General features: G+C 60.1%; 24 protein-coding genes. 16 read left to right on the top strand and 8 right to left on the bottom strand.

Annotated elements, in window-relative coordinates; all coding sequences use genetic code 11:
- Positions 1-187 precede the first annotated feature (187 nt).
- Positions 188-1,681, bottom strand: a complete 1,494-nt coding sequence (locus FHL16_RS30585) for a CoA-acylating methylmalonate-semialdehyde dehydrogenase (protein ID WP_010463762.1) — start codon at positions 1,679-1,681, stop codon at positions 188-190.
- 65 nt (positions 1,682-1,746) lie between these two features.
- On the bottom strand, positions 1,747-3,096 hold the full coding sequence (locus tag FHL16_RS30580; RefSeq protein WP_010463764.1) for an aspartate aminotransferase family protein: 1,350 nt from the start codon (positions 3,094-3,096) through the stop codon (positions 1,747-1,749).
- Positions 3,097-3,235: 139 nt separating this feature from the next.
- Here FHL16_RS30580 and FHL16_RS30575 point away from each other — a divergent pair, with 139 nt between their 5' ends.
- The 6 genes from FHL16_RS30575 to FHL16_RS30550 all read left to right on the top strand — a co-directional run bounded on the left by FHL16_RS30575 (position 3,236) and on the right by FHL16_RS30550 (position 9,745).
- Complete coding sequence (locus FHL16_RS30575; RefSeq protein ID WP_010463766.1) at positions 3,236-4,156, top strand: LysR family transcriptional regulator; 921 nt, start codon at positions 3,236-3,238, stop codon at positions 4,154-4,156.
- Positions 4,157-4,363: 207 nt separating this feature from the next.
- Positions 4,364-5,014 carry a TetR/AcrR family transcriptional regulator gene (locus FHL16_RS30570; protein WP_010463768.1) on the top strand — a complete coding sequence of 217 codons (651 nt, stop codon included), beginning with the start codon at positions 4,364-4,366 and terminating at the stop codon, positions 5,012-5,014.
- Between the two features lie 7 nt (positions 5,015-5,021).
- Complete coding sequence (locus FHL16_RS30565; protein WP_077750224.1) at positions 5,022-5,603, top strand: IMPACT family protein; 582 nt, start codon at positions 5,022-5,024, stop codon at positions 5,601-5,603.
- Between the two features lie 532 nt (positions 5,604-6,135).
- Positions 6,136-7,701 (top strand): ABC transporter ATP-binding protein, encoded by a 1,566-nt coding sequence (locus FHL16_RS30560; RefSeq protein ID WP_077750223.1) that lies wholly within the window; start codon positions 6,136-6,138, stop codon positions 7,699-7,701.
- An 11-nt stretch (positions 7,702-7,712) separates the two neighbouring features.
- Complete coding sequence (locus FHL16_RS30555) at positions 7,713-8,819, top strand: ABC transporter permease (RefSeq protein ID WP_077750222.1); 1,107 nt, start codon at positions 7,713-7,715, stop codon at positions 8,817-8,819.
- Positions 8,819-9,745: an ABC transporter permease gene (locus FHL16_RS30550; protein WP_077750221.1), complete on the top strand. Its 927-nt coding sequence runs from the start codon at positions 8,819-8,821 to the stop codon at positions 9,743-9,745. Before FHL16_RS30555 ends, FHL16_RS30550 begins: the two co-directional genes overlap by 1 nt.
- 39 nt (positions 9,746-9,784) lie before the next feature.
- On the opposite strand, the gene FHL16_RS30545 is transcribed toward FHL16_RS30550, so the two are convergent.
- Complete coding sequence (locus FHL16_RS30545) at positions 9,785-10,258, bottom strand: hypothetical protein (RefSeq protein WP_077750220.1); 474 nt, start codon at positions 10,256-10,258, stop codon at positions 9,785-9,787.
- Between the two features lie 83 nt (positions 10,259-10,341).
- On the opposite strand from FHL16_RS30545, the gene FHL16_RS30540 reads away from it, so the two are divergent.
- The 3 genes from FHL16_RS30540 to FHL16_RS30530 all read left to right on the top strand — a co-directional run bounded on the left by FHL16_RS30540 (position 10,342) and on the right by FHL16_RS30530 (position 12,950).
- Positions 10,342-10,692 (top strand): MerR family transcriptional regulator, encoded by a 351-nt coding sequence (locus FHL16_RS30540; RefSeq protein ID WP_077750226.1) that lies wholly within the window; start codon positions 10,342-10,344, stop codon positions 10,690-10,692.
- A 25-nt stretch (positions 10,693-10,717) separates the two neighbouring features.
- Positions 10,718-11,404, top strand: a complete 687-nt coding sequence (locus FHL16_RS30535; protein WP_010463780.1) for an SDR family oxidoreductase — start codon at positions 10,718-10,720, stop codon at positions 11,402-11,404.
- Between the two features lie 187 nt (positions 11,405-11,591).
- The gene (locus tag FHL16_RS30530; RefSeq protein WP_077750219.1) at positions 11,592-12,950 is read left to right on the top strand and encodes an 8-oxoguanine deaminase; all 1,359 of its coding nucleotides are present in this window, start codon (positions 11,592-11,594) and stop codon (positions 12,948-12,950) included.
- Between the two features lie 124 nt (positions 12,951-13,074).
- On the opposite strand, the gene FHL16_RS30525 is transcribed toward FHL16_RS30530, so the two are convergent.
- Positions 13,075-14,163, bottom strand: a complete 1,089-nt coding sequence (locus FHL16_RS30525; RefSeq protein WP_010463784.1) for a calcium:proton antiporter — start codon at positions 14,161-14,163, stop codon at positions 13,075-13,077.
- A 297-nt stretch (positions 14,164-14,460) separates the two neighbouring features.
- Between FHL16_RS30525 and FHL16_RS30520 the strand changes: the two genes are divergently transcribed.
- From FHL16_RS30520 to FHL16_RS30505, 3 genes are all read left to right on the top strand, one after another.
- Positions 14,461-15,543 (top strand): BMP family ABC transporter substrate-binding protein, encoded by a 1,083-nt coding sequence (locus FHL16_RS30520; protein ID WP_010463786.1) that lies wholly within the window; start codon positions 14,461-14,463, stop codon positions 15,541-15,543.
- A gap of 143 nt (positions 15,544-15,686) precedes the next feature.
- Positions 15,687-16,652: an isopenicillin N synthase family dioxygenase gene (locus FHL16_RS30510; RefSeq protein WP_077750218.1), complete on the top strand. Its 966-nt coding sequence runs from the start codon at positions 15,687-15,689 to the stop codon at positions 16,650-16,652.
- A gap of 82 nt (positions 16,653-16,734) precedes the next feature.
- Complete coding sequence (locus tag FHL16_RS30505) at positions 16,735-17,688, top strand: adenosine deaminase (RefSeq protein WP_010463790.1); 954 nt, start codon at positions 16,735-16,737, stop codon at positions 17,686-17,688.
- A gap of 97 nt (positions 17,689-17,785) precedes the next feature.
- Here the strand turns inward: FHL16_RS30505 and FHL16_RS30500 are convergent, their stop codons facing one another.
- Positions 17,786-18,520, bottom strand: a complete 735-nt coding sequence (locus FHL16_RS30500) for an ArsR/SmtB family transcription factor (RefSeq protein ID WP_010463793.1) — start codon at positions 18,518-18,520, stop codon at positions 17,786-17,788.
- Between the two features lie 297 nt (positions 18,521-18,817).
- Complete coding sequence (locus FHL16_RS30495; protein ID WP_010463794.1) at positions 18,818-19,747, bottom strand: LysR family transcriptional regulator; 930 nt, start codon at positions 19,745-19,747, stop codon at positions 18,818-18,820.
- 117 nt (positions 19,748-19,864) lie between these two features.
- Here FHL16_RS30495 and FHL16_RS30490 point away from each other — a divergent pair, with 117 nt between their 5' ends.
- The 3 genes from FHL16_RS30490 (at position 19,865) to FHL16_RS34165 (ending at position 21,528) form a co-directional block, all read left to right on the top strand.
- Positions 19,865-20,158 (top strand): putative quinol monooxygenase, encoded by a 294-nt coding sequence (locus tag FHL16_RS30490; RefSeq protein ID WP_010463795.1) that lies wholly within the window; start codon positions 19,865-19,867, stop codon positions 20,156-20,158.
- Between the two features lie 32 nt (positions 20,159-20,190).
- The gene (locus FHL16_RS30485) at positions 20,191-21,204 is read left to right on the top strand and encodes a zinc-binding alcohol dehydrogenase family protein (protein ID WP_077750217.1); all 1,014 of its coding nucleotides are present in this window, start codon (positions 20,191-20,193) and stop codon (positions 21,202-21,204) included.
- Between the two features lie 150 nt (positions 21,205-21,354).
- Positions 21,355-21,528: a hypothetical protein gene (locus FHL16_RS34165; RefSeq protein WP_167362270.1), complete on the top strand. Its 174-nt coding sequence runs from the start codon at positions 21,355-21,357 to the stop codon at positions 21,526-21,528.
- 8 nt (positions 21,529-21,536) lie between these two features.
- Here the strand turns inward: FHL16_RS34165 and FHL16_RS30480 are convergent, their stop codons facing one another.
- Both FHL16_RS30480 and FHL16_RS30470 read right to left on the bottom strand, forming a co-directional pair.
- Positions 21,537-22,733, bottom strand: coding sequence for a multidrug effflux MFS transporter (locus FHL16_RS30480; protein WP_077750216.1), 1,197 nt, complete (start codon positions 22,731-22,733; stop codon positions 21,537-21,539).
- Positions 22,734-22,952: 219 nt separating this feature from the next.
- Positions 22,953-23,150 carry a cation transporter gene (locus FHL16_RS30470; RefSeq protein ID WP_010463804.1) on the bottom strand — a complete coding sequence of 66 codons (198 nt, stop codon included), beginning with the start codon at positions 23,148-23,150 and terminating at the stop codon, positions 22,953-22,955.
- 147 nt (positions 23,151-23,297) lie between these two features.
- Between FHL16_RS30470 and FHL16_RS30465 the strand changes: the two genes are divergently transcribed.
- On the top strand, positions 23,298-23,681 hold the full coding sequence (locus FHL16_RS30465) for a hypothetical protein (RefSeq protein ID WP_010463805.1): 384 nt from the start codon (positions 23,298-23,300) through the stop codon (positions 23,679-23,681).
- Positions 23,682-23,815 lie beyond the last annotated feature (134 nt).

The raw sequence follows: 23,815 nt of genomic DNA, 5'->3' as shown, positions 1-23,815 counted from the left end.
TGTCGAAAACTGCATAACTCTTTGTTTACCAAGGAGTTTTCCGTTTCGACTGCGCCGGAAGTGGGGCGAATTATAGACTTCCAGAATCTGCCGTCAACACCTATCTTCACATTTCTGTCATATAGGTCAAAAAAGCCCGAAAACACGAAGGCCGAGCCCCAAGGGGCTCGGCCTTCTGCCCTTCTACTTACAAGCTAGGGAATGCGAATTGCGACGCTTCATGGCTCGCACGCTGCGGCCAGCGCTGGGTAATGGCCTTGCGACGGGTATAGAAGCGCACGCCATCCGGGCCATACGCATGCAGATCGCCAAACAGCGAACGCTTCCAGCCACCGAAGCTGTGATAAGCCACCGGCACCGGCAACGGCACGTTGACGCCGACCATGCCGACTTCGATCTCATCACAGAACAACCGCGCCGCTTCCCCATCACGGGTGAAGATGCAGGTGCCGTTGCCATATTCGTGATCGTTGATCAGTTGCATCGCCTCTTCCAGGCTGTTGACCCGAACCACACACAACACTGGCCCGAAGATCTCTTCTTTATAGATGCGCATCTCTGGCGTGACGTTGTCGAACAGGCAGCCACCCAGGAAGAAACCTTCCTCATGACCGGCCACGCTCAATCCACGACCATCAACCACCAGGGACGCGCCCGAAGAAACGCCGTCTTCTATATAGCCACTGACTTTATCGCGAGCCTGACCGGAAACCAGTGGCCCCATGTCCAGCCCACAAGAAGTACCCGCACCGATTTTCAGCGCCTTGATTTGCGGTACCAACTTGGCCACCAACGCATCCGCCACCTGGTCGCCCACACACACGGCCACCGAGATCGCCATGCAACGCTCGCCGCAAGAACCGTAAGCCGCGCCCATCAGTGCGCTCACCGCGTTGTCCAGATCCGCATCCGGCATCAGCACCGCATGGTTCTTCGCGCCGCCCAGTGCCTGGACGCGTTTGCCGCGCTTGGTGCCTTCGGCGTAGATGTATTCGGCAATCGGCGTCGAGCCAACGAAGCTCAGCGCTTTGACTTCCGGCGCTTCGATCAGCGCGTCCACCGCCGCCTTGTCGCCATGCACCACACTCAGCACACCTTTAGGCAGGCCGGCTTCGATCAATAGTTGAGCGATCAACAGCGTCGAGCTTGGATCACGCTCGGACGGTTTGAGGATGAAGCAGTTACCGCAGACGATCGCCAGTGGATACATCCACAGCGGAACCATGGCCGGGAAGTTGAACGGAGTAATACCCGCCACCACGCCCAACGGCTGGAAGTCCGACCAGGCATCGATGTTCGGACCGACGTTACGGCTGTACTCGCCCTTGAGGATTTCCGGCGCTGCGCAGGCGAACTCAACGTTCTCGATTCCGCGCTTCAGTTCACCGGCAGCATCTTCCAGGGTCTTGCCATGCTCTTCACTGATCAACTGGGCGATACGCGCTTCGTTCTGCTCCAGCAGTTGCTTGAAGCGGAACATCACCTGAGCACGTTTGGCCGGCGGCGTGTTACGCCAGGCCGGGAACGCAGCCTTGGCCGAGTCGATGGCTTTCTGAATGGTTTCGCGGCTGGCCAAAGGCAGCTTGTGGATGGCCTGGCCGGTGGACGGGTTGAACACGTCGGCCGTGCGACCGTCTTCGGTCACCAGTTCGCCATTGATCAAATGCGGGATAAGGCTCATGCGGGGCTCCTGAAAATTTGTCCACGAGACGCCCTTCAAGGGGCGCCTCTATATAGAAGGGAAAATCAGTCGATTTTGTTCAGCACTTCGCCGACCGCGTCGAACAGACGATCAAGGTCTTGCGGCTTGCTGTTGAAGGTTGGGCCGAACTGCAGGGTGTCGCCGCCGAAGCGCACGTAGAACCCGGCTTTCCACAGAGCCATGCCCGCTTCGAACGGACGCACAATGGCGTCGCCATCACGCGGTGCGATCTGGATCGCGCCCGCCAGACCGTAGTTACGAATATCGATAATGTTTTTCGAGCCCTTCAGGCCGTGCAGCGCATTTTCGAAATGTGGCGCGACTTCAGCCACGTTCTGCACCAGGTTTTCCTTTTGCAGCAGGTCGAGTGCAGCCAGGCCAGCGGCGCAAGCCACCGGGTGCGCGGAGTAGGTGTAACCGTGCGGGAATTCCACCGCGTACTCTGGCGTCGCCTGGTTCATGAAGGTCTGGTAGATCTCGGAGCTGGCAATCACCGCACCCATCGGAATCGCGCCGTTGGTGACTTGCTTGGCGATGCACATCAGGTCCGGGGTCACACCGAAGCTGTCGGCGCCGAACATCGAACCGGTACGGCCGAAACCGGTGATCACTTCGTCGAACACCAGCAGGATGTTGTGTTGATCGCAGATCTCGCGCAGACGCTTCAGATAACCCTGCGGCGGAACCAGCACGCCAGCGGAACCGGCCATTGGCTCGACGAATACGGCGGCGATGTTCGAAGCGTCATGCAGCTCGATCAGCTTGAGCAGTTCATCGGCCAAGGCGATACCGCCCTCCGTCGGCATACCACGGGAATAGGCATTGCTCGCCAGCAAGGTGTGCGGCAGGTGATCGACGTCCATCATCGCCTGACCGAACATTTTGCGGTTGCCGTTCACGCCACCGAGGCTGGTGCCGGCGATGTTCACACCGTGATAGCCACGGGCACGACCGATCATTTTGGTCTTGGTGGCCTGGCCTTTCAGACGCCAGTAAGCACGCACCATCTTCACCGCCGTGTCAGCGCACTCGGAGCCCGAGTCAGTGAAGAACACGTGATTCAGATTGCCCGGCGTCAGATCGGTGATTTTCTCGGCCAGTTGAAACGACAACGGATGGCCGTACTGGAAGCCTGGCGAGTAATCGAGGGTGCCCAACTGTTTGGCAACCGCTTCCTGGATTTCCTTGCGAGTGTGCCCGGCGCCGCAGGTCCACAGACCCGACAGCGAATCGTAGACCTTGCGCCCTTTATCGTCCGTCAACCAACTGCCCTCAGCAGCAACGATCAGTCGTGGATCGCGCTGGAAATTACGGTTGGCGGTGTAGGGCATCCAGTGGGCATCGAGCTTGAGCTGGCTGGCCAAAGGAGATCGGGCGTTTTCGGGCAAGTTCATGGGCAAAACCTCGCAGGGCAATAAGCGGCATAGAGATCAAAAGCGTTCTTGCAGCTAAATTGCCACGAGGATAAAGTCGGTGAAATCCAACTCTTCTAACGTTCAGTCAGCCATCCACTAAACTTTGAGTAATTAAAGCATGAGCAGCCGTCGCCCCGATCCGCTGGCGCAAGTCAGTGACTTTGATATCCGCCTGCTTCGGATCTTTCGCAGTGTGGTGGAGTGCGGAGGCTTTTCTGCGGCAGAGTCGGTATTGGGGATCGGCCGCTCGGCCATCAGCCAGCAGATGAGCGATCTGGAACAGCGCCTCGGTCTGCGTTTATGCCAACGCGGTCGCGCCGGATTTTCCCTGACCGAGGAAGGTCGCGAGGTCTATCAATCGGCCTTGCAGCTATTAAGTGCGCTGGAAAGTTTTCGCACTGAGGTCAACGGCCTGCACCAACACTTGCGCGGCGAATTGACCATAGGCCTGACCGACAACCTGGTCACCCTGCCCCACATGCGCATCACCCATGCGCTGGCACAGCTGAAGGAACGCGGGCCGGACGTGCAGATTCAGATCCGCATGATCGCGCCAAATGAAGTTGAACAAGGGGTGCTCGACGGTCGATTGCATGTCGGCGTGGTGCCGCAGGCCAGCGCGCTGTCGGGGCTGGAATATCAGCCGCTTTATAGCGAACGCTCGCTGCTGTATTGCGCAGTCGGTCATCCGTTGTTTTATGTCGACGATAAACAACTGGATGACGAGCGCCTCAATAGCCAGGACGCCATCGCGCCGACTTTCCGTTTGCCCGCGGAAATCCAGGCCCATTACCAGGCGCTCAATTGCACCGCCAGTGCCTCGGACCGTGAGGGCATGGCCTTCCTGATCCTGACCGGACGCTTCATCGGCTACCTGCCGGACCATTACGCCAGCCTCTGGGTGCAGCAAGGTCGATTGCGGGCGCTGAAACCCAACGTGCGCTTTTATGACCTGAGCCTCGCATCGGTCACGCGCAAGGGCCGGCGCCCACATTTGGTGCTGGAAAGCTTCCTCGAAAGCCTGGCCGCGACACGTTGAAAGTGGCGAAAGCCTGCAGGAGCGAAGCTTGCTCGCGAAGGCTGTGTGTCAGCTGCATTAATGTCGACTGACACATCGCTTTTGCGAGCAAGCACTGCGCCTACAGGAATTGTGGTGTTCAGGTTTTATTGCGTCAGGACTTGTCTGGAGCTTGTGGGTGCGCTATCAACGCAGTGGCTACACCCATCCACTTGTCCGGAAGTGCCTATGACCTTTGAAGTCCCCGCTCACGGCGGCAAACCCGCCAGCCGCATTCGTCAGAAGAACGAAGAGACCATCATCAAAGCCGCCGAAGACGAATTTGCCCGTCACGGTTTCAAAGGCACCAGCATGAACACCATCGCCTTGAATGCCGGGTTGCCCAAGGCGAACCTGCATTATTACTTCACCAACAAACTCGGTTTGTACGTGGCGGTGTTGAGCAACATCCTTGAGTTATGGGATAGCACCTTTAATACCTTGACTGCCGAGGATGATCCGGCCGAAGCGCTGACGCGTTATATCCGCGCCAAAATGGAATTCTCCCGTCGCCAGCCGCAAGCCTCGCGGATCTTCGCCATGGAAGTGATCAGTGGCGGCGAATGCCTGACCGAGTATTTCAATCAGGACTATCGCGCCTGGTTCCAGGGCCGGGCGGCGGTGTTCCAGGCGTGGATCGACGCCGGCAAGATGGACCCGGTCGACCCGGTAAACCTGATCTTCCTGCTGTGGGGCAGTACCCAGCATTACGCCGACTTCGCCACCCAGATCTGCCGTGTCAGCGGCCGCACCAAGCTGACCAAGCAAGACATGGAAGACGCCGGCAACAACCTGATCCGCATCATCCTCAAGGGCTGCGGCCTCACGCCAGCTATCTAAGACACTTATGCCTTTTACCCTCAGCGGTTTTTGCGAATACCGCGAAGAGATTCGCAAAAGCCGTTTCATCACGTTCGCCACGTCGATCGCAAGCCCTGCCGACGCCCAGGCGTTCATCGATCAGCACAGCGACTTGAATGCCTCGCACAACTGCTGGGCCTGGAAGCTCGGCGACCAATACCGCAGCAATGATGATGGCGAACCGGGCGGCACCGCAGGACGACCGATTCTGGCGGCCATCGAAGCGCAGGATTGCGATCAGGTCGCAGTGCTGGTGATTCGCTGGTATGGCGGCATTCAATTGGGCACCGGCGGCCTCGCCCGGGCCTATGGCGGTGGCGCCAACAAGTGCCTGCAAGGCGCGGCGAAAGTCGAGCTGATCAGTCGGATGCCGGTGAGCTGTACCTGTGCCTTTGGTGAGTTGGCGCTGGTGAAACTGCGCGTCGCTGAATCGGGAGGTTTGGTGGTGGAAGAAACCTTCACCGCCAACGGCGTGGACCTGCAATTGGCGATCGGCAAAGAGCACATCACGACCCTGCAAACTCAGCTCGCCGACCTGAGTCGCGGGCGCATTGTGTTGCAGCACTGATCGCACCAACACCGTTCACCGCCCTTTTATCGAGCCTGTTCAGATGCCCACATCTGCTGTGCACCCGGCTGTGGATAACCTGAGCACATCCTGCTGTAACCCTTCTGTCATGCGGCTTTGCGGGCTTTGCTCATTTTTCGTCCAACTTTCCATACAAACCACTAATTTCACGAAAAAACAAACAGTTAGCGTCGGTTATCACCTTTAGAAGATAGCCGCACAGTGCTTATGCCCGTGCTTTCGGCTTGCGCACAAATACTGTGGAACAACCTGTGGATAACCCGTTCATGACTGGCTCTGCCCTATATCCGGCATAGGTTGCGGTGTGTTGCTCGTTTTTTGATCAATACCCGACGGGCAAAAGCAGAGCCTGATCAAGCACTTTGCCCCTAAGTAGTGCTTGATCGACGATCAAAAGATGGCGAGGCCGCGCCCTCAATGCCTTTGCCAGCAAGGATTTTCGGTTTTCCTGACTCAATGGCCAGGAAATTGCTTTATCCACAGGCATAACTCCTATCGACCCGAGCCTGTCATGCCCAACCCCGTGCCGATCCCCGATCAAACGCCTCGACTGCAACTGCGCAAAATCAGCAAACGTTACCCCGGCTGCCTGGCCAACGACGCCATCGACCTGAGCATTGCTCCCGGTGAAATCCACGCCCTGCTCGGCGAAAACGGTGCGGGCAAAAGTACGTTGATGAAGATCATCTATGGCGTCACACACGCCGATTCCGGGGAAATGATCTGGCAGGGCGGGCGCGTGAACATGCGCAATCCGGCGCAGGCTCGCGCACTGGGGATCGGCATGGTGTTCCAGCACTTCTCGCTGTTCGAAACCCTCAGCGTGGCGCAGAACATTGCCCTGGCAATGGGTGCGGCGTCCGGCACGCCGAAGCAGCTTGAGCCAAAAATTCGTGAAGTCTCCCGACGCTACGGCATGGCGCTGGAACCGGAGCGCCTTGTCCATAGCCTGTCGATCGGCGAGCGGCAACGGGTGGAAATCGTTCGTTGCTTGATGCAGGACATCCGCCTGCTGATTCTCGATGAGCCGACTTCCGTGCTTACGCCGCAGGAGGCTGACGACCTCTTCATCACCCTGCGCCGGCTCGCGGCCGAGGGTTGCAGCATTCTGTTCATCAGCCACAAGCTCGGTGAAGTGCGCGCGTTATGTCACAGCGCTACGGTGCTGCGCGGCGGTCGGGTGGCCGGGCATTGCGTGCCGTCCGAGTGTTCGGATCAGCAATTGGCGAGGTTGATGGTGGGGGAAGCCGCCGAGCTGATTACCGATTATCCGAAGGTGATCGGCGGTGACTCGTTTTTGAATGTGAGCGGATTGTCGTGGCACAACCCGGACCCGTTCGGCTGCTCCCTGACGGACATTGGCCTCGAAGTGCGCAGCGGCGAGATCGTCGGAATCGCCGGTGTTGCAGGCAATGGTCAGGATGAATTGCTGGCCCTGCTCAGCGGTGAAGAACGGTTGAGCCGAAACGATAACGGGACGATCCGTTTCGGCGGGCAGCCGGTCGCCGATTTGCGGCCCGATGCGCGACGCCACCTCGGCCTCGCGTTCGTTCCCGCCGAGCGTTTGGGCCACGGTGCGGTGCCCGAACTGAGCCTCGCCAACAACGCCCTGCTCACCGCGTTTCAACAAGGTTTGGTCAGCAACGGCCTCATTCAGCGCGCCAAGGTCGAAGCCTTGGCGGCAGAAATCATCCGCCGCTTTGGCGTGAAAACACCCGATACCCAAGCGCCGGCCCGCAGTCTGTCCGGTGGCAATTTGCAGAAATTCATCCTCGGCCGCGAGATCCTTCAGCAACCGAAATTGCTGGTGGCCGCGCACCCGACCTGGGGCGTGGACGTCGGCGCCGCCGCCACCATTCACCGAGCGTTGATTGCCTTGCGCGATGCCGGTGCGGCGATCCTGGTGATCAGCGAAGACCTCGACGAATTGTTCCAGATCAGCGACCGGCTCGGTGCCTTGTGCAGCGGACGCCTGTCGCCGCTCAGGGCCACGGTCGACACGCGCCTGATCGATGTCGGCGGCTGGATGGCCGGCCAGTTCGACGCCCCTCAAACACTCGCATCCGCAACGGTTTAACGGAGTTTCACATGCTGCTTTCTCTCGAACCCCGTGGCCAGCAATCGCGCCTGATGCTGTGGTGCTCGCCGTTGCTGGCCGCGGCCCTGACTTTGGGCTGCGGCTCGCTGTTGTTTATTGCGTTGGGTCATGACCCGCTGCTCACGCTGCACACCCTGCTGATTGCGCCGGTCAGCGACTTGTATGGTGTCTCCGAACTGTTGGTCAAAGCCTTGCCTATTTTGCTCTGCGCGCTGGGGCTGGCCGTGGCGTATCAGGCGCGGATCTGGAACATCGGCGCCGAAGGCCAATTGCTGCTCGGCGCCCTGGCCGGCAGTGCGCTGGCGGTGAATATCATCGATATGCAAAGTCGCTGGGCGCTGGTGCTGATCCTGCTGGTCGGCACGTTGGCCGGTGCCGCGTGGGGCGGGCTGACGGCGTGGTTGCGCACGCGTTTCAATGCCAACGAAATCCTCACCAGCATCATGCTCAATTACATCGCGCTGAACCTGCTGCTGTTCTGCGTGCATGGGCCGTTGAAGGACCCGGCCGGGTTCAACTTTCCGGAGTCGGCGATGTTCGGCGATGCCAGCCGTTTGCCGCTGTTGATGGAAGACGGTCGGGTTCACGCCGGGGTGTATTTCGCCCTGCTCGCGTTGGTGGCGGTCTGGGTTTTGCTGCAAAAAAGCTTTGTCGGTTTCCAGATAAAAGTGCTCGGGCTGGACAAGCGCGCGGCGGGTTTCGTCGGGTTTCGCGAGAAGCGGCTGATCTGGCTGGCGCTGTTGATCAGCGGCGGATTGGCAGGGCTGGCCGGAGTGAGCGAAGTCACCGGGCCGATCGGCCAACTGGTGCCGCAGGTCTCGCCGGGTTATGGCTATGCCGCTATCACGGTGGCGTTTCTAGGGCGGCTCAACCCCATCGGCATTCTGTTTTCCAGCCTGCTGATGGCGTTGCTGTACATCGGCGGCGAGAGCGCGCAGATGAGCATGAACCTGCCGCAAGCCATCACCCAGTTGTTCCAGGGAATGATGCTGTTTTTCCTGTTGGCCAGTGACGTGCTGATTCTTTACCGACCGCGTTTGAACCTGCGCTGGACTCGCCGCACACAAGCCACCGCTGCACACGCCGGAGCGCTGTGATGGATATCGACCTGCTGAGCAATATTTTCTACGCCATGGTCCGTTGCGGCACGCCGTTGCTGTTGGTGGCCCTGGGCGAATTGATCTGTGAGAAAAGCGGCGTCCTGAATCTGGGTCAGGAAGGCATGATGCTGTTTGGCGCAGTGATCGGTTTTATCGTCGCCCTGAACAGCGGCAACCTGTGGCTTGGCGTGTTGCTGGCGATGCTCGCCGGGATGCTGTTGTCGTCGCTGTTTGCGCTGGTGGCGCTGGTGTTCAATGCCAATCAGGTGGCCACCGGATTGGCGCTGACGATTTTCGGCGTGGGCCTGTCGACGTTTGTCGGCGCGGCGTGGGTCGGTAAACCACTGGCCGGTTTTGAGCCGGTGGCGATTCCTTACCTGAGTGAAATACCTTTGATCGGGCGAATGCTGTTCGCGCAGGATTTGCTGGTGTATCTGTCGTTCGCGTTGTTTGCGCTGGTAGCGTGGGTGATTCTGAAAAGTCGCGTCGGGCTGATCATACAAGCGGTCGGGGAAAGCCCGGAGGCGGCCAGTGCCATGGGCTTGCCGGTGTTGGGTGTGCGTGCACTGGCGGTGCTGTTTGGCGGCGCGATGGCCGGTTTGGCGGGGGCTTATTTGTCCCTGGCCTATACGCCGATGTGGGCGGAAAACATGAGTGCCGGCCGTGGCTGGATTGCCTTGGCGCTGGTGGTGTTTGCCAGTTGGCGAGTGTGGCGATTGCTGCTGGGGGCGTACCTGTTCGGGCTCGCGAGCATCCTGCACCTGGTGGCGCAGGGGTTGGGGCTGGCGATTCCGTCGAGCCTGTTGGCGATGTTGCCGTATGTCGCGACGATTGTGGTGTTGGTGCTGTTGTCGCGGGACGCGGTGCGCACACGGTTGTATGCGCCGGTGTCGTTGGGGCAGCCGTGGCAGGCGGGGCATTAAGGTTGACCCGGCCGGCCTCTTCGCGGGCAAGTCTCGCGCCTACAGGTTTTGCGCAATCGGTGAAATCGGCACTGGACCTGTAGGAGCGAGCGGCGCGGCGATCCGACTTGCCCGCGAAGGCTGTCGAACCGGCAACACTTGAGCCACGCCCCACGCCAATTCAAAGACCAGAAAAATCACCAACAGCGAACTGGCGCCATGGACCAAGGCATAAAGCTGCCAAGCCGAAAACAGAAACCGCCCCACCGCGTCATACCGCCCAAACACCTGCTGCGGATCACGAATCCGCAGCACCGCCCAGACACACACAATCGACCCCAGCAGATTCGCCATCAACATGTGCATCGGCTCGAACGGCGGCATATCGCCCGGCAAATCGAACGCCTGACTCACACTCAACAACACCCCGTGCAACGCGGCAAAACTCCACGGCGTGATAAACGCTGCCGTCACGATCAAGTCATACCAGGCGCTGCCCCGCACCACCCGGCGATATTGCGTTGAAGTCCACATCGGCCTTGCTCCATAAATTCAGGGAGCAACAAGGCTAAAGCCTGGAGTATGCTCCAAGGTCAAGCCCCTCTTGAGACGTCATGATGCGCATCGGTGAATTAGCCCAGGCCAGCGCCGTCAGCCGCGACACGCTGCGCTTCTACGAGCAGCGCGGACTGATCGCCGCACAACGCAGTGCCAACGGCTATCGCGACTACCCGCCAGACATGGTGCAACTGGTGTTGTACATCAAGACAGCTCAACGGTTGGGCTTTACCCTCGGCGAGATCGGCAACAGCGTTGCCACGATATGGCAATCGCCGGATCCTGACAGCGCCGTCACGCAGTTGCTGCAAGACAAACTCAAGCTGATTGAAACCCGTATGGACGAACTCGGTGCATTGCGCCACGAGTTGCAACAACGGCTCGGTCAGCGTTGTCCACTGAGCCCATGATCCTCATTTATCAAGGAAGCCACTCATGTCCAAGGCAAAAACCGCACTCATCATCGGTGCCTCCCGGGGCCTGGGCCTCGGCCTGGTGAAAACCCTGCTGGCCGACGGCTGGCAAGTCACCGCCACCGTGCGCAACCCGCAGAACGCCGAGGCGCTGCAGGCGTTGGGCAAGGTGCGGATCGAGAAGCTCGACATGGACGATCAGCAGGCGGTCATCGCCCTGAGCCAACAGCTCAAGGGTGAAGTGTTCGATTTGCTATTCGTGAATGCCGGGGTCAAGGGGCCGGACGTTCAGACGCCGGGCGGCGCGACGTTGGCCGAGGTCGGTCAATTGTTTTTCACCAACGCCGTGGCGCCGATCAACCTGGCACAACGTTTTGCCGGGCAGATTCGCCCGGAGACCGGCGTGCTGGCGTTCATGAGCTCGGTGCTGGGCAGCGTGACCATGCCGGACGCGCCGGAGCTGGCGTTGTACAAGGCCAGTAAAGCGGCGCTGAATTCCATGACCAACAGCTTCGTTACGCAACTGGGCGAGCAGAAACTCACCGTGCTGTCGTTGCATCCGGGTTGGGTGAAGACCGACATGGGCGGTGAAGGCGCCGATATCGACGTGGAAACCAGTACGCGCGGGTTGGTCGATCAGGTGAATGCGTACACCGGCAAGGGTGGACATCACTTCGTGAACTACAGAGGCGAAACCATTCCCTGGTAAACACCACCCTCGCGCCTACAGGATTTCATTCCACATAAGGTTTGCGTCGTCTGGTCGGGCAGGACTTGCCGGCCAGGCGGTTTTGTTTGAAACTCCGCACCTCGTCCCCGCGGCGACCCTGGATCAGCAGACAGGGTAATCACTGAGCTGGCTAACCTGAACCCCACTTTCAGAGGAGCCGGCTAACATGCCTGCGACCCGTACCTGGCTAAAAAATCCCCTCGCCATTTTCACTGCCAATGACCTCGATGCCCGTGGCGGCCTGGTGGTGCAAGACGGCGTGATCGTCGAAGTGCTCGCCGCTGGCCAGCAACCGTCCGCGCCCTGCGGACACGTCTTCGATGCCCGCGAGCATGTGATCCTGCCGGGACTGATCAACACCCATCACCACTTCTATCAAACCCTGACCCGCGCCTGGGCGCCGGTGGTCAATCAGCCGTTGTTCCCGTGGCTGAAAACCCTCTACCCGGTCTGGGCCCGCCTCACCCCTGAAAAACTCGCCCTCGCCACGAAAGTCGCGCTGGCTGAGTTGCTGCTGTCCGGCTGCACCACCGCCGCCGATCACCACTACCTGTTCCCGGAAGGCCTGGAAAACGCGATCGACGTGCAAGTCGAAAGCGTTCGCGAACTGGGCATGCGCGCCATGCTGACGCGCGGGTCCATGAGCCTGGGTGAAAAGGACGGCGGCCTGCCACCGCAGCAGACCGTGCAGGAAGGCGAAGTGATCCTCGCGGACAGCCAGCGCTTGATCGCCGAGTACCACGAGCGTGGTGATGGTGCGCAAATCCAGATCGCCCTGGCGCCGTGTTCGCCGTTTTCGGTGACACCGGAAATCATGTCCGCCAGCGCCGAACTGGCAAACAAACTCGACGTGCGTCTGCACACGCACCTGGCCGAAACCCTCGACGAAGAAGACTTCTGCCTGCAACGCTTCGGCCTGCGAACCGTGGATTATCTGGACAGCGTCGGCTGGCTCGGGCCACGCACCTGGCTCGCGCACGGCATCCACTTCAACCCGGACGAAATCGCCCGCCTCGGCGCCGCCGGCACCGGGATTTGCCATTGCCCGAGTTCGAACATGCGCCTGGCCTCCGGCATTTGCCCGACCCTGGACCTGACCGCTGCCGGTGCGTTGCTCGGCCTGGGCGTGGATGGATCGGCGTCCAACGATGCGTCGAACATGATGCTCGAAACCCGTCAGGCGCTTTACATTCAGCGGCTACGTTATGGCGCGCAGAAGATCACCCCGGAACTGGTTCTGGGGTGGGCAACCAAGGGTTCGGCGAGTTTGTTGGGGCGTTCCGATATCGGCGAACTGGCGGTGGGCAAGCAGGCGGATCTGGCGTTGTTCAAGCTCGATGAACTGCGCTTCTCCGGCAGTCATGATCCGGTGTCGGCGTTGCTGCTGTGCGGTGCCGATCGCGCGGATCGGGTGATGATTGGTGGCAAATGGCGGGTGATTGACGGGCAGGTTGAAGGGCTGGATCTCAAAGGCCTGATCGCCGATCACAGCCAGGCGGCCCGGCAGCTAATCGCCGGCGTCTGATACAACACAAATCAAACTGTAGGAGTGAGCCTGCTCGCGATAGCGGTGTGTCAGACACCCTCAATGTCGACTGACACACCGCTATCGCGAGCAGGCTCACTCCTACAGGGGATTTGTGGTGTGTTCAGAGGCCCAGCAGCGACAACATGATGAACGTCGCAAACAACACAAAATGGGTCATGCCTTCGATGGCATTGGTTTCGCCGTCGTTGAGGTTGATTGCGCTGACGATCAGGGTGAGGAAGATCATCACCGTCTGCACCGGGGTCATCGCCATCTGAAACGGCTGGCCAGTGTAGAGCGCCATCGCTTCCATCACCGGCACCGTCAGGATCACCGTCGACAATGACGCGCCCATGGCGATGTTGACCACCGATTGCATGCGGTTGGCCAAGGCCGCGCGCAATGCCGTCAGAATCTCCGGCGCCGCGGAAATGGCCGCCACCAGAATCGCCGTAATCACCGGCGGAGCACCCGTGCCTTCCAGGCCCAGGTCGAGGGTCTTGGACATCACTTCGGCCAAGGCGCCGATCACCACAACGCCGAACACCAACGTGCCGATACTCAGCGCCAGATTGACCGGTTCAGGTTCCTCCTCCGGGACTTTCCTGCGGCGTTTTTCCGGGTAGCTGTAGCTGAAGAAGTAACTGTGCGGCCCGACCTGCATACGCAGGAACAGGGTGTAGAGCACGACCATCGCGCCAATCGTGAACGCCGAATACAGCTTCCAGTTAGCTTCGGGAATGAACTCCGGCACCACCATGGAAACGCCCATTGCGGTGAGGATCATCACGCTGTAACTGCGGGCCGAGTCGTCGTTGTACGACTGCTCACCGTGCTTGATCCCACCCATCAACGCGGCCAGGCCGAGGATGCCGTTGATGTCGAGCATCACCGCCGAGTAAATCGTGTCGCGCACCAGGGTTGGCGAGGCTTCGTTACTCATCATGATCGCCAGGATCACCACTTCCACCAGCACCGCGGCCAGGGTCAGGATCATGGTGCCGTAAGGGTCGCCGACTTTTTCCGCGAGCAGTTCGGCGTGATGGGCGACACGCATGGAGGCGACGACGATGAAGGCAATCAGCACCAGGCCAGCGGTCAGCGCGATGGGCTGGCCGCTGTGCAGCATCCAGTGTTCCAGTGGATAAGCGACGAGCGCGGCAATCACGGCCAGCAACAGAAACTTTTCTTGCTTGAGGAGTGTGAGCATTGCGGGCCTTTTGTGCCGAGTGAAGCGATCAGGGTGATGAGCTACTGACTGCGGGGCGGCGCTAACGTTTCGTTACACCTTAGCGCACCAGTGGATGGCAGCAGGTTTGACACGTGCACTTTTATTGGCCTTGGGGGCTCTTCGCGGGCAAGCCTCGCTCCTACAGGTTGGCGTCGCTCTTGTAGGAGCGAGGCTTGCCCGCGAAGGCCATTACACGGTTTCGGCGTTTTTGTTGTCCTGTTGGTCAGCAATTTGCATTGCCTCTGCCCACCTCACAACAACATGGAGTTCGAATTCATGCACAAACGTCCGTTGAAGAAGCTGCTTTGCGCCGTTGCCGCGGCTATTGGTCTGAGCGCGAGCCTGACCGCCAGCGCCGCCGACCCGCTGAAAGTCGGCTTCGTCTATATCGGCCCGATTGGTGACCACGGCTGGACGTATCAGCATGAACAGGGGCGCAAGGCGCTGGCCGAGAAGTTCGGCAATCAGATCACCACCAACTATGTGGAGAACGTCGCCGAAGGTGCCGACGCCGAGCGAGTGATCCGCAACATGGCCAAGGACAACTACGACCTGATCTTCACCACGTCGTTCGGCTACATGAACCCGACCCTGAAAGTCGCCAAGCAGTTTCCCAAGGTGACCTTCGAACACGCCACCGGCTACAAGCAGGACAAGAACCTGGGCACCTACCTGGCGCGCACGTATGAAGGTCGCTACGTCGGCGGTTTCCTCGCGGCGAAGATGACCAAGACCAAGAAGATCGGCTACGTCGCGTCCTTCCCTATCCCTGAGGTGATCCGCGATATCAACGCTATTCAACTGGCCCTGAACAAATACAACCCAGGCACCGAGATCAAGGTGGTATGGGTCAACTCGTGGTTCGATCCGGGCAAGGAAGCCGACGCCGCCAACGCACTGATCGACCAGGGCGTCGACGTGGTGTTCCAGCACACCGACAGCCCGGCACCGATTCAGGCAGCCGAACGCCGCGGCGTGTATGCCGTGGGCTACGCTTCGGACATGGCGCACTTCGGGCCGAAAGCGGTGCTGACGTCGATCGTCAACGACTGGGGGCCGCATTACATTCAAGCGACCCAAAGCGTGCTCGACCACACCTGGAAATCGCAGGATTACTGGGGCGGTTTGAAAGAAGGCACAGTTGAACTGCCGATCAGCGACCTGGTGCCAGCGGCGGTGAAAACCGAGGCCGAGCAGATCATTGCGGACATCAAGAGCGGCGCCTTCCACCCGTTCACCGGGCCGATCAAGGATCAGGCCGGCACCGAAAAAATCCCGACGGGCGCGACGGCAAGCAATGCGGAACTGGCGTCGATGAACTACTACGTTGAAGGGATGAAGGCCGATATTCCGAAGTAGCTCCCCAACCCAACACAAAACCTTGTAGCAGTGAGCCTGCTCGCGATGGCGGAGTGTCAGACGCTATCAATGTCGACTGACACGCCGCGATCGCGAGCAGGCTCACTCCTACAATGAATTTTCAGCGTCCTTGAGAATTGCGCATGAACCAACTTCCGATCATCGACATCGCCCCGCTCTATAGCGAAGACCAACACGCTTGGAAGTCCGTTGCCGAAAAGATCGACCGCGCCTGCCGCGACTGGGGCTTTTTCTACATCAAGGGGCATCCGATCTCCGCGTCACGCATCCACGCTGTGCTCGACCATGCCCAACGCTTCTTCGCCTTGCCCACCGCCGAAAAGCTCAAGATCGACATCACCCAGACTCGCCACCATCGCGGCTACGGTGCCATCGCCACCGAGCAACTCGACCCGAGCAAACCCAGCGACCTGAAAGAAACCTTCGACATGGGCCTGCACCTGCCGGCCGACCACCCGCAAGTACTGGCGGAAAAACCGCTGCGCGGTCCCAACCGCCATCCCTCGATGCCCGGCTGGGAAGTGCTGATGGAACAGCATTACATCGACATGCAGGCCCTCGCCCAAACCCTGCTGCGTGCCATGACCCTGGCGCTGAACATCGAGCGCGACTTCTTCGACACGCGCTTCAATGAACCGGTCAGCGTGCTGCGGATGATCCATTATCCGCCGCGACATACCGCCAGCTCCGAGGAGCAGCAAGGCGCCGGCGCCCACACCGATTACGGCTGCATTACCCTGCTGTACCAGGACGCCGCCGGTGGCCTGCAAGTGCGCAACGTCAAAGGCGAATGGATCGATGCGCCGCCGATCGAAGGCACGTTCGTGGTCAACCTCGGCGACATGATGGCCCGCTGGAGCAATGACCGTTACCTGTCGACGCCGCACCGGGTGATCAGCCCGCTGGGCGTCGATCGTTACTCGATGCCATTCTTCGCCGAACCACACCCCGATACGCCCATTGAATGCCTGCCCGGTTGCCAGGACGAATCGCACCCGGCGAAGTACCCGGCCACTACCTGCGCTGAATTCCTTCTCTCGCGCTTCGCCGAGACCTACGCCTATCGACGGGAACAGGCCGTGGTGTGATGAACCGGCTGGTCAGGTTTTGCTAATTGTTTCTACGGGCATCTGTAGAATGCTCGCCATCTGCACCTGATGAGAAAAGACTATGTACGACTGGCTGAACGCCCTGCCCAAGGCAGAACTGCACCTGCACCTCGAGGGTTCGCTGGAGCCCGAGTTGCTGTTCGCCCTGGCCGAACGCAACAAGATCGCCCTGCCCTGGAGCGATGTAGAAACCCTGCGCAAGGCGTATGCCTTCAACAACCTGCAAGAGTTTCTCGACCTGTATTATCAGGGCGCCGACGTGTTGCGCACCTCGCAGGATTTCTACGACCTGACCTGGGCCTACCTGTTGCGTTGCAAGGCGCAGAACGTGATTCACACCGAACCGTTCTTCGACCCGCAAACCCACACCGACCGTGGCATCCCGTTTGAAGTGGTGCTCAACGGCATCGCGGCGGCGCTCAAGGATGGCGAGCAGCAACTGGGCATCACCAGCGGTTTGATCCTGAGCTTCCTGCGCCACCTGAGTGAAGACGAAGCGCAGAAAACCCTCGACCAGGCGCTGCCGTTTCGTGAAGCGTTTGTGGCCGTGGGCCTGGACAGCTCGGAGATGGGCCACCCGCCGAGCAAGTTCCAGCGTGTGTTTGATCGTGCCCGCCACGAAGGCTTCCTGACCGTCGCCCACGCCGGTGAAGAAGGCCCGCCTGAGTACATCTGGGAAGCCATCGACCTGCTGAAAATCCAGCGCATCGACCATGGCGTGCGCGCCATCGAAGACGAGCGTTTGATGCAGCGGATCATCGACGAGCAGATCCCGCTGACCGTGTGCCCGCTGTCCAACACCAAGCTCCGGGTGTTCGATCACATGTCCCAGCACAACATCCTCGACATGCTTGAGCGTGGCGTGAAAGTGACCGTGAACTCGGATGACCCGGCGTACTTTGGCGGGTATGTGACCGAGAACTTCCATGCGCTGTACACCGACCTGGGCATGACCCAGGATCAGGCCAAGCGTTTGGCGCAAAACAGCCTGGATGCGCGGTTGGTAAAACCATAAGCCTTAGCGCAGCCCCCCTGTGGGAGAGTCTTTGTTGCAGGCTCACTCCCACAGGCTCTGTGTTCAGCCAGCTAGCGATTCAGTCAATCAAACAGCTCTAAAGCGCCATTTCCAGCTCGGTTTCCTTGGCGAATCGATGGATCTCCCGCTGCCCCGCGGCCGTGATCTGCAAGGCGCGCGAATCATTGGGCAGGCTCAGCCAGCCGGACTGCATGAACAGCTGCAACAATGCAGCGCCCAGCGAACCGCCCATGTGCGGGCGTCTTTCGCTCCAGTCGGGACACGCACAGGCCACTCGACTGTTGCGATGAGCCAGGGCCTGGATGAACACCCCGCGCGAGGCCAGTTGTGTGGAACCCTTGTGGGTGATCATGACGCGCTGTTCGAACTGCTCGATCCAGCCGGCATCCAGCAACCGCTGGTAAAGATCGGCGGCCAGGGTGCCTCCCAAATGGTCGTCGCACAGTCGGGCCCGCAACAACGACGATGGCGCCGCCTGAGGTTTGGCAATGGGGCTGGTGCGTTTGAAGACGTCCGGGACGGGCTGCGGCGTGCTGGCCAGCGTCGCGCTGGCCAATGCTTCGATTGCCGCGCCCACTTCAGGCGCGGCCAGGCGGAAAAAGCGTTTGCGCCCACGGATTTCGACTTTCAACAGACCTCCGGCGGACAAACGCCCCAGGTGTGCACTGGCCGAAGACGGTGACAGGCCGGCCAATAGCGCCAGCTCTTCGGTCTGCCGCGCCGAGCCATCCATCAAGGCCCACATCATTGCGCTGCGCTTGGGGTCAGCCAGCAACGTGGCGATCTGGCTGATGCAAGGTGCATGTTCCATGTATTCACTCCCTGTTGAATCGTTTCGTCTGCTGCTCAGAGACATCTTGACCAGTAATGTGTCGTCGGCCAAGACGCGGAAACCGCCATAAGCCGGGCAAAGCCCCTTCTCCCCCATGCCATTGCTTCGCAGGTGCGCCGAAGGTCGGATGCTTGACCGTGAGGCCATCGCCATTGCGAGGTCGACGGTGCGTACATGAGGCGGGCGCTAGTATAAGCGGGTTAACCGCCGGTTCCTGCCCTTGGGAAAGCGCGGGTGGTGATAGTTCCTGACAGAAATTTCGCTATTTGCCTGCGACTAATGATCGATGCCCGATATTGTCGGAAATTGACTGCCTAAAAGAGCGCATCGGCTGGCAAGCATTTCCCGTAGAAGGTTCACCGGCTTACTCAATTGTGCGCGATGGGCGCACAGCAAATTCAGCGGTGCGCGCTCACAGAGCAACTCCGGCATCAGCACTTTCAACCGGCCGGCGAGCACATCGGCGGCGACATCGAGCCAGGACTTGTAAGCAATCCCGGCCCCCGCCACTGCCCACAGCCGCACGACATCGGCGTCGTCACTGAAGCGATCGCCGCTGACGGTCAGCCCGACTTCGCGCTTGCCGTCGTGGAAACTCCAGTGGTCATGGACCCGGCTACCGAGCATGAACAACAAACAATTGTGCTGCGCCAGTTGTTCCAGATGCCGCGGCTCGCCGTGCCTGGCCAGATAACTTGGCGCGGCGCAGAGCACTCGGCGGTTCTGCGCCGCGATGGGCAGTGCCACCAGGCTTGAGTCTTCCGGCTCGCCGTAACGCAGGGCAATGTCCACCGGTTGGCGGAACAGGTCGGCGATGCGGTCCCCCAGCAACAGGCGCACGGTCAGTTTAGGGTGCTCGCGCTGGAACTCGTCGAGCCACGGCAGCAACAGGTTGCGGCCAAAGTCCGACGGTGCCGACAACTGCAGAATCCCGCTGACCTGATCCTGACCGCTGGCCAGTAAGCGACGACCCTCGTCGAGATTGCTCAGGGCGGCCCGGGCATATTCCAGAAAGCCCTCACCTTCGGCGGTCAGACGCAAACTGCGGGTGGAGCGCGCCAACAAGCGCGCGCCGAGTTGCTGTTCGATGCGCTTCAACGCCGCACTGGCCACCGCCGCCGACATGTCCATCACCCGAGCCGCCGCCGACAGACTCCCCAGGTCCGCAGCCCGGACGAATAACTGCAAGTCATCGAAACGCAGCATTCTCAGCCCCGATTATCAAAAAAATATTGAAAGAGACTGCTCTTTTAGCGGGTTTTATCTTCCAGAGAAATAGCCAATCATCTGTCCCATCGAAATCAACCCGTTTGCGGAGCGACCATGTCCCAGCCTTTCACCGCCATTGCCACCCTCATTGCCAAACCCGGCCAGCAAGACGCCCTCGAACAACACCTGCGTGCGCTGGTGGAACCGACCCGCGCCGAGGCCGGTTGCGGCCAATACGATTTGCATCAGGACCTGGCCAATCCACTGGCGTTCTACATGATTGAACACTGGAGCAGCGACGAAGCCCTGCAAGCCCATGACGCCAGCGCCCATGTACAGAACTTCCGCGCCAAGGCCGGCGACTTTCTCGAGCACTTCGACCTCAAGCGCCTGCGCACCGTGGCTTGATCCCTTCATCTATTACTGTTCAGGAGCCGCACATGAAAGCCATCGCCTACTACACCTCGTTGCCGATCAGCGACGCCAATGCCCTGCAAGACATCGAACTGCCAGAACCGGTTGCCGGTCCGCGCGACCTGCTGGTGGAAGTCAAAGCCATCTCGGTGAACCCGGTCGACACCAAGGTCCGCCAGAACGTCCAGCCTGAAGGCGGCGCGGCGAAAGTGCTGGGTTGGGACGTGGCCGGTGTGGTCAAGGCTGTCGGCAGCGAAGTCACGCTGTTCAAGGCTGGCGACAAGGTGTTTTACGCGGGCTCTATCGCCCGTGCGGGGGGCAATAGCGAATTGCACGTGGTGGATGAACGTATCGTCGGCCATATGCCGAAAACCCTCGGTTTCGCCGAAGCCGCCGCACTGCCGCTGACCGCCATCACCGCCTGGGAATTGCTCTTCGAACGCCTGCAAGTGCGCGAAGGTAAAACCGATGAAGGCCAGAGCCTGCTGATCGTCGGCGCGGCGGGCGGCGTAGGGTCGATCCTCACGCAACTGGCCAGCCAACTCACCGGGCTGAAGGTCATCGGCACCGCTTCCCGTGCGCAAACCCAGAGCTGGGTACGCGAACTGGGCGCCGATCTGGTGATTGATCACAGCCAGCCGTTGAGTGAAGAACTCAAACGCGCAGGCGTGGACAATGTGACCCACGTCGCCAGCCTGACCCAGACCGATCATCACCTGGATCAACTGGTCGAGGCATTGGCGCCACAAGGCAAACTGGCGCTGATTGATGATCCGAAAGCGCTGGACGTGACCAAACTCAAGCGCAAGAGCCTGTCGCTGCACTGGGAATTCATGTACACCCGCTCGCTGTTCGAAACGGCGGACATGATCGAGCAGCACAACTTGCTCAACCGCGTGGCCGGGCTGATCGACACGGGGACGCTGAAAACCACGGTCGGCGAGCACTTCGGGACCATCAACGCGGCCAACCTGCGACGCGCCCATGAGCTGCTGGAAAGCGGCAAGGCCAAGGGCAAGATTGTGCTCGAAGGGTTCTGAAACAGATTGAGACAGGTGTCGTCCGGATGGACGACACCGTCAGTCCGAGAATTGACCCATGTCACAATTACGATCGTATTCGGGTCTACAATCGAAACCTCTGCGATGCAATCTTTTACGCAACATCTTTTAAGAGAGGAGAGTTCAGCAATGAAGATCCTGATTAAAGAAGTGGCTAAATCCCAGTGGCAGGTTCGTCTGGACCAACACGCTGTTACGTTCCGCAGCGAAGCTGAAGCGCTAGCCTTCACCAAGACCCTTGAAGCGCGATTGCTCGCGCCCCATCAAATTCCCGACCACCAACAACAGCGCGCCGCTGGCTGAGTCCGCCCTCAGACCTGGGTTTGCGCCAATGCCCGGGCATTTTGCAAACGCCGGGTGAGCATCGCCGCGCTCACCACCAGAATCCCGCACAGGCTGATGACCATGGCCATCGGCACGGCGCTGCCATCGTGTAAAACACCGACCAATGCAGCCGCTCCGGCGGCGACGCTGAATTGCAGGCACCCGAGCATCGCCGACGCACTGCCGGCGCGAGCGCCCTGCCCGTTCATGGCGCAGGCCGAGGCATTGGGGAGGATGCAACCGAGGCTGGCGATGCAGATAAACAGCGGAATCAGCAGCGGCCATAACTGTTCGGTGTGCAGCGCACTGACGGCGAGCAGCGTCAGGCCCGCCCCCAGGTAAATCCACACGGTACGCACCAGCAGAAATGCCGGGCCACGCTTGGCCAGCAGTCGTGCGTTGACCTGCGCCACCAGAATGAAACCCGCCGCGTTGGTCCCGAACAGCCAGCCGAAATGCTCGGCCGGGACCCCGTAGAGTTTGATGAAGACGAACGGCGAACCGGCGATGTAGGCAAACATCCCGGCAATGGCGATACCGCCAGTCAAGGCGTGGCCAAGGTAGACCGGATCCGACAACAGCCGACCGTACTGACGCAACGCCCCCGACAGCGGTTGACGCGGTACGTGGGCCGGCAGGCTTTCCGGCAACCCGATTGCCACGGCCAACCCTGCCAGCGCACTGAATCCGGTCAGCACCAGGAAGATCGACTGCCAGCCGGTGGTGTTGACCAGCAGTCCACCGAGCATGGGCGCGAGAATCGGTGCCAGGCCCATCACCAGCATCAATTGCGAAAAGACTTTCGCCGAGCCCACCGCATCGCATTTGTCACTGACCACCGCACGGGCGATCACCATCCCGGCGCAACCACCAAGGGCCTGGATGAATCGCGCGCCGATCAACCATTCCAGATTTGGCGCAAACGCGCAGGCCAGGGACGCCGCGGTGAACAACCCGACGCCTGTCAGCAACGGAATCCTTCGCCCGAAGCGATCCGCCACCGGTCCGTATGCCAGTTGACCCAGGGACAGGCCCAGGAAGTACGCGGCCAGGGTCAGCTGGACGTGTTTCTCATCGGTACCGAACGCGAGTGCCATCGCCGGGAACGCCGGCAGATAGAAATCGATTGCCAGCGGACCGAAAGCGCTCAGGGCGCCAAGAATCAAAATGGTACGGAAGTTCATCAGGCATCCAGTTGGGCATGGGTCGGCAGCCCGACAGTCTAGCCGCGCATGGACGCCTTGAACATTCCGATAGCTCGCTAACTATTAAATATCATTGGATAAATATAAAACCTGCAGGAGCGAGCCTGCTCGCGATAGCGCAGTGCCAGTCAACATCAACGCTGAATGACACACCGCTATCGCGAGCAGGCTCGCTCCTACAGGGGATTGTGCCTGGGCTTAAGCGAGTTTGGCGTCGTAGCCTTCTTCCGTGATCGCAGCGATCACTTGCTCGGTCGTCAGCGCGCTTTCCACACCGACTTCCCCGGCTGCCAGATCGACCCGCACGCTGGCCGCAGGATCCTTGGCTTGCAGCGCCTGGGTAATGGCTTTGACGCAGTGACCGCAGGACATGCCTTGAACGTTGAACACTTGCATGGTGTGGCTCCTTTTATGAGGTTGCGAGCAGTCTCGGGCTTGCCACCATGGCAAGGTCAAGTTCTGCCGAAATCTGCCGGGCTGGCAATCGGTGTCGCGCTCGGCCAAGCTGCGTGCATCAATGACTCGACTTCAGGAGATTCAGCCATGCGCTGGTCAGCTCTCAGCCTGTTTGGCTTCCTCAGCCTATTTGCCGCGACACCTTCGGTTCAAGCCGCCGGGGAGGACTATGGCGTACTGATCATTTCTCGCGAGCGCCTCGAAGTCGCGACCTCCTGCGAGATCGGCGTCTACATCCAGGACCAACTGTCGGCGCGGCTGTTCCAGGAACAAAGCACCTCGTTCAACCTGCCGCCGGGCACTGTGTCCCTGCGCCTCAAACTGTTGCCGGGCCAGGCACCGGGTTGCAACCCGGGCATGCTCGCACCGGGTTCGCAGAACATCACGCTCAAGGCCGGGGACGTGTTGAAGTTCCGGATTGCGATGACGCAGGAAGGGATGTACCTGAAGCCCACCGCTCTCGACTACTAATCGCCACACCGATCGTTCCCATGCTCTGCGGCGGGAAACACTTCAACGGACGCTCTGCGTTGGGCTTTTAAATGGGACGCGGAGCGTCCCGGCTGCATTTCCACACAGAGCGTGGGAACGATCAGGTCTTTTGA

It is taken from the genome of Pseudomonas sp. FSL W5-0299 (assembly GCF_005930655.1).
Taxonomy (GTDB): domain Bacteria; phylum Pseudomonadota; class Gammaproteobacteria; order Pseudomonadales; family Pseudomonadaceae; genus Aquipseudomonas; species Aquipseudomonas mandelii.
This window is presented reverse-complemented; position numbering and strand designations above follow the sequence as displayed.